Raw genomic sequence first — 1,826 nt, forward strand, 5'->3', positions numbered from 1 at the left:
TTTGGTGAAAAAGCAAGATTGACCAGCTATATCAAAACCTTTTTACCGGGCGGTGCAACCTTTTCACTGGAGATGCAGCTGGATGATGGTGCTTTCACCCCTTTGAAATTAGAGGAAACAGAACAACTCGCTGAACCGCTTTGGACAGAACGAAAATTTACCAGCAGTGATAAAGGCGCCAAACAAGCACGTTTGAAACTCACGCTTACCGGTGGACCAGCAGCGCGGTCAATGGTGTGTGATTTTGGCGCCGGCATATTATGAGGGGAAACAGAGATGACCAAAACCAAAAAACTCGACATGGAATTGCCTAAAGAGGGGCGTTTTATCAGTTCTGAATTCCCAATCTTGCGGGAAAACTTGACCAAAATTGATCAAGCTCTTTTGGCTGTTGAGGAAAAGGTAGACGAAAAGGCACCTTTACACCACACGCATACGATCAACGAAATCGCAGATCTAGAAAGCGCTCTCAATGGCAAAATGGCAGCGGATAAAACCTTCACTTTTGCCGATTTAAGCGATATCGAAGGCGCAAAAGATGCCGCCAACAATTATGTTCTCTATAAATCAAGCAATAATAACTTCACTTTTGGCAGTGCTGTCTCTCTATTAGGCGCACACCAACATAAAACCGAAGATATCGTGGGGCTTGATGATTTTAGAGCCAAGATCAATGAAGATCTCACAAGCTATGGTCGCTTAGCCAGCCCAAATGAATGGCAAAGTTATAATAAATTTACCAGTAAAGTCACCATGGGTGACGACTTGGAGATCTTGGGTAATTCGTCGTTTAATCTCACCCATAATGGTGAAATAGTTACCAGTTTAAGCACAAGTGGAAGTACGCTTAAAGGACCTTTGAGGGTTGATGGTGATGTTGTTTATACGAAGGCGCAAGTGGATGCAGCCATCTTGGCACAGATAAAGAGTCTTAAAAAAGATTTGACCAATAAAATCACGAATTGGCCGGCTCTTGCTGATGCTGAATTGCTCTATACACAGGATGGGAAAATTCAATGGCCCGATTGGGTAACGGATAACACAAAAGTCGAAATCCAAGCATGGGGTGGCGGCGGCAGTGGTGGGGGTGGTTATTCTTATTACTTAGGAGGCGGTGGCGGCGGTGGCGGGTGTTCAGTCTGGTATGGCTATAAAGCCAGTTTAAACGGTCACGAGGATATCATCATTGGTAAAGGAGGCGCTTCTGTTGCATCACGCAGTGCGACAGGAAATTCTGGAGGAACAACAGCTGTTGGAAAGAATTTTATTACGGCGACAGGAGGACATGGTGGTGGGGGTGCTTCTGCCTATCAATCTCACACGGGATTTGGTGGTGGTACGACTACCTACTATTCAGGCGATGGTGGTGCTGGAGGAACAGGTGGAAACTTTGGTTTAGCAACGGATGAACATCTAGGAATTGCCAAAGGCGGAAATGGTTATGCTGGAACGAATGGAATTACGAGTAAAACAAGCGGTAATGGAGGCGATGCTGGAGGTGATACATCACGTGGTGGCTCTGGAGGAGTCGGCAAAGGTTCCTATAGTTCGGGAAAAGCAGGGCGTGGTTTTGGGGGCGGAGGTGCTGGCTCTCATGGAGATTCCTCTCCAAGCGGCGCTGGAGCTGATGGCGCTGTTCTTATAAGGTTATGGAAAGATTAAATACAAAACCAAAAATAGCGCAAGTCAAATGGATAGCTTTTGTATGAGCAGGCTTATATGTTTTTAAGTCCTTTTATTGCTCTTTCAAAGCCCTTTAAAGAGCTTTTTGACTGACAGTGTCAGTTTTATGAAAGGCAGCTCTTGTTGTTATTGTTTCTCTATTG

The 1,826-nt window shown here is 45.2% G+C and carries 2 protein-coding genes; both read left to right on the plus strand.

All coding sequences use genetic code 11. From position 1 onward, the window contains the following. The coding region (locus ACFINX_RS09900; protein ID WP_375668778.1) for a hypothetical protein at positions 1-264 on the plus strand (264 nt) is incomplete at its 5' end. 12 nt (positions 265-276) lie between these two features. After that, positions 277-1,662, plus strand: coding sequence for a Bgr_08870 family protein (locus tag ACFINX_RS09905; RefSeq protein WP_375668779.1), 1,386 nt, complete (start codon positions 277-279; stop codon positions 1,660-1,662). Positions 1,663-1,826: the final 164 nt, after the last annotated feature.

The sequence above is a fragment of the Bartonella sp. AP36NXGY genome (assembly GCF_042195865.1).
GTDB lineage: Bacteria > Pseudomonadota > Alphaproteobacteria > Rhizobiales > Rhizobiaceae > Bartonella.

Excerpts from the sequence above, each read along its gene's own strand:
- ACFINX_RS09905 (WP_375668779.1), top strand. The coding sequence starts at position 277 with ATGACCAAAACCAAAAAACTCGACATGGAATTGCCTAAAGAGGGGCGT.